The organism is Arenibacter sp. F26102, from assembly GCF_023015865.1.
Lineage (GTDB): Bacteria > Bacteroidota > Bacteroidia > Flavobacteriales > Flavobacteriaceae > Arenibacter.
On the sequence record NZ_JALKBC010000002.1, the window covers coordinates 386,293 to 396,201 of the forward strand.

At 54.2% G+C, this 9,909-nt stretch carries 1 protein-coding gene; it reads right to left on the reverse strand.

Annotated elements, in window-relative coordinates; genetic code table 11:
• Nucleotides 1-27: 27 nt before the first annotated feature.
• A partial coding sequence (locus MWU78_RS22370; RefSeq protein WP_281503789.1) for a hypothetical protein occupies nucleotides 28-9,909 on the reverse strand: 9,882 nt, incomplete at its 5' end.

The following is a 9,909-nucleotide window of genomic DNA, read 5'->3' on the forward strand; positions in this document are numbered from 1 at the left end:
TTATCTACTTATAAATATTGATTTATTCTAGTCCTTGCTTATTTGATGCCAATCGGTGCCATCATACTGAAACCAATAGATATGTTTATCTTCAAGTTCATTTGTAGTATGCTTCCCTTCATGATCAATATAATTTATATTGGTTTTGTTATCATTAGCCTTTTCCATAACCTTTACAATATAAATCCTTCCTGTTTCAGGAGTTGTAGGAAATGAAATGGTATCGTCATCTCCTTTAACAATTAGGGTGTAATCATTTGCTGTTAAAGTGGTACTTGTATTGGTGCTTCTAATGGATCGGATAAATCCACCTCCGGATTCACTTTCTCCATCTTGTCCGTCAGCACCATCTTGTCCGGCTTCACCTTTTTCACCCTTTTCACCTTGAATTCCCTGTTCACCTTGGATCCCTTGTTCTCCAGTTTCTCCCTTAGCTCCGTCAACACCATCAACGCCATCGGCACCAGCAGCACCAGTTAAACCTTGTGGTCCAACCTCACCTTGAATACCTTGCGCACCAGTAGCACCAGTTACACCCTGAATTCCTTGTGCACCGGTATCCCCTTTGGCACCTGTAGCTCCATCATTTCCGTTAGCTCCCGTATCTCCTTTTGCACCATCTGCACCGTTATTTCCTGTTGCACCGGTTAAACCTATTGGTCCCTGTGGACCAGTTGCTCCGGTTACACCTTGTATTCCTTGGTCACCAGTTTCTCCTTGGATTCCCTGAATACCCTGTGCTCCAGTATCACCCTTGGCACCATCAATTCCGTCTTTTCCGTCTGCACCAGTTGCTCCGGTTACACCTTGTATTCCCTGAGCACCCGTTGCTCCAGTGTCACCTTTGGCTCCGGTCGCACCAGTAGCTCCGTCGGCTCCTGTAGCTCCAGTATCACCCTTGGCACCATCAATTCCGTCTATTCCTGCGGCACCAGTGGCTCCGGTTGCACCTGTGGCACCCTTGGCGCCATCTATTCCATCTTTACCGTCAGCTCCAGTATCACCTTTAGCGCCAGTAAGTCCAATTGGACCCTGAGCTCCGGTCGCACCATCTGCACCGTTATTACCAGTTAAACCAATCGGGCCTTGTGCACCGGTATCACCTTTGGCACCATCTATTCCGTCTATTCCTGCGGCACCTGTATCACCTTTAGCACCATCAGTTCCGTTTGTTCCTGCTATACCTTGTGGTCCAACCTCACCTTGGATTCCTTGTGCTCCGGTTTCTCCTTTAGCTCCGTCTGCTCCTGTCGCACCATCGGCACCGGCTGCTCCTGTTAATCCTGTTGGGCCTTGCGGGCCAGTTGCACCATCGGCACCTGTTGCTCCGGTTTCACCTTGTTCACCTTGAGCTCCAGTTGCACCGGTATCACCTTTGGCTCCGTCAACGCCATCAATTCCATCTTTTCCGTCAGCACCCGTTGCTCCAGTATCACCTTTGGCTCCGTCAACGCCGTTGGTTCCATCTATTCCGTCAGCACCAGCCGCACCAGTATCACCTTGGATCCCTTGCGCACCAGTTTCTCCTTGGATTCCTTGTTCTCCCTGTATTCCTTGCTCACCTTTTTCTCCTTGCGCTCCAGTTACACCTTGTATTCCTTGGGCACCAGTGTCACCTTTTTCTCCTGTTGCACCAGTTTCTCCTTGATTACCTTGAGCACCTGTGGCTCCTGTATCGCCTTTGACACCAGTAGCTCCGGTTGAACCTGTGGCTCCAGTATTACCTTTATCTCCTGTATCTCCTTTAGCTCCGTCAGCTCCGGTTACACCTTGAATACCTTGTGCTCCGGTTTCACCTGTATCACCGGTTGCTCCAGTTGCACCAGTATCTCCTTTTACACCTTGGATACCTTGAGCTCCAGTTTCACCTGTCGCACCAGTATCACCTTTGACGCCCTGTTCGCCTTTGGCTCCGGTCGCACCAGTAGCACCGTCAACACCATCAGTTCCCGCGGCTCCAGTTGCACCGGTTGCACCTGTGGCACCGTCATTTCCATCAATTCCGTTTATTCCTGCGGCACCTGTATCTCCTTTGGCTCCATCAGCCCCCGTTGCTCCGGTTTCACCTTGTTCACCTTGGGGTCCAGTTGCACCGGTATCACCTTTGGCACCGTCAACGCCATCAATTCCATCTATTCCGTCAGCACCAGCTGCACCAGTATCACCTTGGATCCCTTGCGCACCAGTTTCTCCTTGGATTCCTTGTTCTCCCTGTATTCCTTGCTCACCTTTTTCTCCTTGCGCTCCAGTTTCACCTTGGATTCCCTGTTCACCAGTATCACCTTTGACGCCCTGTTCGCCTTTGGCTCCGGTCGCACCAGTAGCACCATCAATTCCGTCAGTTCCTGCGGCTCCAGTTGCTCCGGTTGCACCGGTGGCACCGTCGGCACCAGTGGCTCCGTCATTTCCATCTGTTCCATTGGTACCTGCTGCTCCAGTATCACCTTTTTCACCTTGGATACCCTGAATACCTTGGATTCCTTGTGCACCAGTATCACCTTTGACGCCCTGGTCGCCTTTGGCTCCGGTCGCACCAGTAGCACCGTCAACACCATTAATTCCGTCAACACCGTCAATGCCATCGGCGCCGGTTGCTCCAGTGTCACCTTTGGCACCATCTATTCCATCTTTGCCATCCGCGCCAGTTGCTCCGGTATCACCTTTGACGCCCTGGTCGCCTTTGGCTCCGGTCGCACCAGTAGCACCGTCAACACCATTAATTCCGTCAACACCGTCAATGCCATCGGCACCGGCTGCTCCAGTTTCACCTTGAATTCCCTGTATTCCTTGCTCACCTTTTTCTCCTTTGGCTCCGGTCGCACCAGTAGCACCATCAATTCCGTCAGTTCCCGCGGCTCCAGTTGCTCCAGTTGCTCCGGTTGCACCAGTGGCACCGTCATTCCCATCAATTCCGTCTATTCCATTTGTACCTGCTGCTCCTGTGTTACCTGTATCACCTTTGGCACCGTCGGCTCCAGTCGCTCCTGTTGCACCTTTGGCACCGTCGTTTCCATCAATTCCATCTTTTCCGTCGGCACCCGTTGCTCCGGTATCACCTTTTTCACCTGTCGCTCCGGTTGCACCCGTTGCTCCAGTATCACCCTTGGCACCATCAATTCCGTTTATTCCTGCGGCACCTGTATCTCCTTTGACGCCATCAATTCCGTTTATTCCTGCGGCACCGGTATCTCCTTTTGCTCCGGTTTCACCTTGAATTCCTTGCTCACCAGTTGCTCCAGTTTCACCTTGAATTCCCTGAATCCCTTGCGCTCCGGTTTCACCTTTGGCTCCGTCAACGCCGTTGGTTCCATCTATTCCATCGGCACCCGTTGCTCCGGTATCTCCTTTGACGCCCTGTTCGCCTTTGGCTCCGGTCGCACCAGTAGCACCATCGGCACCTGTTGCTCCAGTTACACCTTGAATACCTTGAGCTCCAGTTTCACCTTGGATTCCTTGTTCACCAGTATCACCTTTGACGCCTTGGTCGCCTTTGGCTCCGGTCGCACCAGTAGCACCATCAATTCCGTCAGTTCCCGCGGCTCCAGTTGCTCCAGTTGTTCCAGTTGCACCGGTGGCTCCAGTTGCACCAGTAGCACCGTCAACACCATCAGTTCCAGCAGCACCAGTTGCTCCGGTAGCACCTGTGGCACCGTCGTTTCCATCAATTCCGTCCTTACCATCGGCACCCGCTGCTCCGGTATCTCCTTTGACGCCCTGTTCGCCTTTGGCCCCGGCCGCACCAGTAGCACCATCGGCACCTGTTGCTCCAGTATCACCTTTGGCTCCGTCAACGCCGTTGGTTCCATCTATTCCGTCAGCACCAGCTGCACCAGTATCACCTTGGATCCCTTGCGCACCAGTTTCTCCTTGGATTCCTTGTTCTCCCTGTATTCCTTGCTCACCTTTGGCACCGTCAACGCCATTGATTCCGTCTATTCCATCGGCACCCGTTGCTCCAGTCTCACCTTTGACGCCATCAATTCCGTCAGTTCCCGCGGCTCCAGTTGCACCGGTGGCTCCAGTAGCACCAGTAGCACCGTCAACACCATCAGTTCCAGCAGCACCTGTTGCTCCGGTATCTCCTTTCGCTCCATCGGCTCCAGTTACACCTTGTATTCCTTGGGCACCAGTGTCACCTTTTTCTCCTGTTGCACCACTTTCTCCTTGAATACCTTGAGCACCTGTGGCTCCTGTATCGCCTTTGACACCAGTAGCTCCGTCAACGCCATCAGTTCCTGCTATACCTTGTAGTCCAACCTCACCTTGTATTCCTTGCGCTCCAGTTTCACCCTGGATTCCTTGTTCTCCCTGTATTCCTTGTTCACCAGTATCTCCAGTATCTCCTTTTTCTCCCTGTTCTCCTTTGGCTCCGGTCGCACCAGTAGCACCATCAATTCCGTCAGTTCCCGTGGCTCCAGTTGCTCCAGTTGCACCAGTGGCACCGTCGGCACCAGTATCACCTTTGGCTCCGTCAGCACCTGTTGCTCCGGTTGCACCTGTGGCACCGTCGTTTCCATCAATTCCGTCTACTCCTGCGGCACCTGTGTCACCTTTGACGCCCTGGTCGCCTTTGGCTCCGGTCGCACCAGTAGCTCCGTCAACGCCATCAATACCATCTATTCCTGCAGCACCGGTTACACCTTGTATTCCCTGAGCACCCGTTGCTCCAATATCTCCTTTGACGCCATCAATTCCGTTTATTCCTGCGGCACCTGTATCTCCTTTGGCTCCGGTTTCACCTTGAATTCCCTGAATCCCTTGCGCTCCGGTTTCACCTTTGGCTCCGTCAACGCCGTTGGTTCCATCTATTCCGTCAGCACCAGCAGCACCAGTTAAACCTTGTGGACCAACCTCACCTTGAATTCCTTGGTCACCGGTTTCACCCTTAGCACCGTCAATACCATTGGTTCCATCCATTCCATCGGCACCGGTATCTCCTTTTTCTCCCTGTTCTCCTTGAGCTCCAGTTGCACCGGTATCACCTTTGGCACCATCAATTCCATCAATTCCGTCTTTACCATCGGCACCTGCTGCTCCAGTGTCACCTTTGGCACCGTCGGCTCCAGTGGCTCCGTCAGCACCCGTTACTCCAGTATCTCCTTTGACGCCATCAATTCCGTTTATTCCTGCGGCACCTGTTGCTCCGGTGTCTCCCTTTGCACCAGTAGCTCCGTCAGCACCTGTTGCTCCGGTTGCACCTGTGGCACCGTCGTTTCCATCAATTCCGTCTACTCCTGCGGCACCTGTATCTCCTTTTGCTCCGGTTTCACCTTGCTCACCTTGGGCTCCAGTTGCACCAGTATCACCCTTGGCACCATCTATTCCGTCTATACCTGCGGCTCCAGTTGCTCCAGTTGCACCAGTGGCTCCGGTTGTACCATCTGCACCGTTATTTCCAGTTAAACCAATCGGGCCTTGTGGTCCGGTATCACCTTTGACGCCCTGGTCGCCTTTGGCTCCGGTCGCACCAGTAGCTCCGTCAACGCCGTTGGTACCATCTATTCCGTCGGCACCAGCTGCTCCAGTATCACCCTTGGCACCATCAATTCCGTTTATTCCTGCGGCACCTGTTGCTCCGGTGTCTCCCTTTGCACCAGTAGCTCCGTCAGCACCTGTTGCTCCGGTTGCACCTGTGGCACCGTCGTTTCCATCAATTCCGTTTATTCCTGCGGCACCTGTATCTCCTTTGACGCCCTGTTCGCCTTTGGCTCCGGTCGCACCAGTTGCTCCTGTTGCTCCGGTTGCCCCAATAGCACCATCAATTCCGTCTATTCCGGCAGCCCCAGTTGCTCCCGTTGCTCCAGTATCACCCTTGGCTCCATCAATTCCGTCTATTCCGTCTTTGCCATCGGCACCAGTATCACCTTTAGCTCCATCAGCCCCCGTTGCTCCGGTTTCACCTTGCTCACCTTGAGCTCCAGTTGCTCCAGTTGCACCAGTATCACCTTTGGCACCGTCAACGCCATTGATTCCGTCTATTCCATCGGCACCTGTTGCTCCGGTTGCACCTGTGGCACCGTCAATTCCATCTTTTCCGTCAGCCCCAGTTGCCCCAGTTGCCCCAGTTGCTCCAGTTGCACCGGTTGCACCAGTATCACCTTTGGCTCCGTCAGCACCCGTTGCTCCAGTATCACCCTTGGCACCGTCAGCTCCGGTTGCTCCAGTATCACCCTTGGCACCATCAATTCCGTCTATTCCTGCGGCACCGGTATCTCCTTTTTCTCCCTGTTCTCCTTGAGCTCCAGTTGCACCGGTATCACCTTTGGCTCCGTCAGCTCCGGTTGCTCCAGTGTCACCTTTGGCACCATCAATTCCGTCTGTTCCGGCGGCACCTGTATCTCCTTTGGCTCCGGTTTCACCTTGAATTCCTTGCGCACCAGTTGCACCGGTTTCACCTTTGACGCCCTGTTCGCCTTTGGCTCCGGTCGCACCAGTAGCACCATCAATTCCGTCAGTTCCCGCGGCTCCAGTTGCTCCAGTTGCACCGTCGGCTCCAGTTGCTCCAGTTGCTCCGGTTGCACCAGTATCACCTTTGGCTCCGTCAGCACCCGTTGCTCCGGTATCACCCTTTGCACCATCTATTCCATCTTTACCGTCTGCTCCAGTATCACCCTTAGCACCAGTAGCTCCGTCATTTCCATCAATTCCATCTTTGCCGTCAGCACCAGTTGCTCCTGTTGCTCCGGTTGCCCCAATAGCACCATCAATTCCGTCTATTCCGGCAGCCCCAGTTGCTCCCGTTGCGCCTGTAGCCCCATCAATTCCATCTTTTCCGTCGGCACCCGTTGCTCCGGTATCACCTTTGACGCCCTGAATACCTTGTGCGCCAGTTGCTCCAGTATCACCCTTGGCACCATCTATTCCGTCTATACCTGCGGCGCCAGTATCTCCTTTTGCGCCATCAATACCGTCAATTCCATCTTTGCCGTCAGCACCAGTGGCTCCGGTTGCACCTGTGGCACCGTCGTTTCCATCTATTCCGTCTTTTCCATCAGCACCGGTTTCACCTTGGATTCCTTGTTCACCAGTATCACCTTTGACGCCCTGGTCGCCCTTGGCTCCGGTCGCACCAGTAGCACCATCAATTCCGTCAGTTCCCGCGGCTCCAGTTGCTCCAGTTGCACCGTCGGCTCCAGTTGCTCCGGTTGCACCAGTATCACCTTTGGCTCCGTCAGCACCCGTTGCTCCAGTATCTCCTTTGACGCCCTGTTCGCCTTTGGCTCCGGTCGCCCCAGGAGCACCATCAATTCCGTTTGTTCCGTCAGTACCCGTTGCACCGGTATCACCCTTTGCACCGTCATTTCCGTCAATTCCTGCGGCTCCTGTATCACCCTTGGCACCGTCAGCACCCGTTGCTCCGGTTTCACCTTGCTCACCTTGGGCTCCAGTTGCACCAGTATCACCCTTGGCACCATCTATTCCGTCTATTCCTGCGGCACCTGTATCTCCTTTGGCTCCGTCAGCACCTGTTGCTCCGGTTGCACCATTAATTCCGTCAATACCGTCAATGCCATCGGCACCTGCTGCTCCAGTGTCACCTTTGGCACCAGTGGCTCCGTCAGCTCCGGTTGCACCAGTATCACCTTTGGCTCCATCGGCACCAGCGGCTCCGGTTGCACCTGTGGCACCGTCGTTTCCATCTATTCCGTCTTTTCCATCAGCACCCGTTGCTCCGGTATCACCTTGAATTCCTTGAGCTCCAGTAGCCCCAGTATCTCCTTTGGCTCCATCGGCACCGGCTGCTCCAGTTTCACCTTGAATTCCCTGAATCCCTTGCGCTCCGGTTTCACCTTTGGCTCCGTCAACGCCGTTGGTTCCATCTATTCCGTCAGCACCAGCTGCACCAGTTTCACCTTGTATTCCCTGAGCACCAGTGGCTCCAGTGTCACCCGTTGCTCCGGTATCACCTTTTTCACCTGTCGCTCCGGTTGCACCCGTAGCGCCATCAATTCCATCTTTTCCGTCAGCACCGGTTGCTCCAGTATCACCCTTGGCACCATCAATTCCGTTTATTCCTGCGGTACCGGTATCACCTTTAGCTCCGTCAACACCGTCAACGCCAGCTGCACCAGTTTCACCTTGTATTCCCTGAGCACCAGTGGCTCCAGTGTCACCCGTTGCTCCGGTATCACCTTTTTCACCTGTCGCTCCGGTTGCACCCGTAGCGCCATCAATTCCATCTTTTCCGTCAGCACCCGTTGCTCCAGTATCTCCTTTGACGCCATCAATTCCGTCTACTCCTGCGGCACCTGTATCTCCTTTGGCTCCGGTCGCACCAGTATCACCTTTCGCACCATCAATTCCGTCTATTCCATCCGCGCCAGTGGCACCCGTTGCACCAGTTGCTCCGGTTGCACCTGTGGCACCGTCAACACCATTAATTCCGTCAATTCCGTCAGCGCCGGTTTCTCCGGTTTCTCCTTGCTCACCTTGAACTCCAGTTGCACCAGTATCACCCTTGGCACCAGCGGCTCCGGTTGCACCTGTGGCACCGTCATTTCCATCAATTCCATCTTTTCCATCAGCACCCGTTGCTCCGGTATCACCTTGAATTCCTTGAGCTCCAGTAGCCCCAGTATCTCCTTTGGCTCCGGTCGCACCAGTAGCTCCATCAACACCATTGATTCCATCTATTCCATCTGCACCGGTATCTCCTTTTTCTCCCTGTTCTCCTTGAGCTCCAGTTGCACCCGTAGCGCCATCAATTCCATCTTTTCCGTCAGCACCCGTTGCTCCAGTATCTCCTTTGACGCCATCAATTCCGTCTACTCCTGCGGCACCTGTATCTCCTTTGGCTCCGGTCGCACCAGTAGCTCCATCAACACCATTGATTCCGTCTATTCCTGCGGCACCGGTATCTCCTTTTTCTCCCTGTTCTCCTTGTGCTCCAGTTGCACCTGTGGCACCGGTATCACCTTGGATCCCTTGCGCACCAGTTTCTCCTTGTATTCCTTGTTCACCTGTTTCTCCTTTGACGCCCTGGTCGCCTTTGGCTCCGGTCGCACCAGTAGCTCCATCAACACCATCAGTTCCCGCGGCACCAGTGGCTCCGTCAGCTCCGGTTGCACCAGTATCACCTTTGGCTCCGTCAGCACCTGTTGCTCCGGTTGCACCTGTGGCACCGTCGTTTCCATCTATACCATCTTTTCCGTCAGCCCCAGTTGCTCCCGTTGCGCCTGTAGCCCCATCATTTCCATCTATTCCATCTTTTCCGTCAGCACCTGTTGTTCCGGTATCTCCTTTCGCGCCATCAATTCCGTCTGTTCCTGCGGCACCAGTTGCTCCGGTAGCACCTGTGGCACCGTCGTTTCCATCAATTCCGTCTATACCATCTTTACCGTCGGCGCCTGTCGCTCCAGTGTCTCCTTTGGCACCATCTATTCCGTCAGTTCCCGCGACTCCAGTATCCCCCTTGTCACCTTTGGCTCCGGTCGCACCAGTGTCTCCTTTTTCTCCATTAGCACCTGTAGGGCCTTGAGCACCGGTTATACTTAAACCTATTGGTCCTTGAGCTCCAGTTGCCCCAGTATCTCCTTTGACGCCCTGTTCGCCTTTGGCTCCGGTCGCACCAGTAGCACCGTCAGCACCTGTTGCTCCGGTATCTCCTTTCGCGCCATCAATTCCGTCAGTTCCCGCGACTCCAGTATCTCCCTTGTCACCTTTGGCTCCGGTTATACTTAGACCTATTGGTCCTTGAGCTCCAGTTGCCCCAGTATCTCCTTTGACGCCCTGTTCGCCTTTGGCTCCGGTCGCCCCAGGAGCACCATCTATTCCGTCAGTTCCCGCGACTCCAGTATCTCCCTTGTCACCTTTGGGTCCGGTTATACTTATACCTATTGGTCCTTGAGCCCCTGTGGCTCCAGTTGCCCCAGTATCTCCTTTGTCGCCTTTGTCTCCTTTATCACCTTT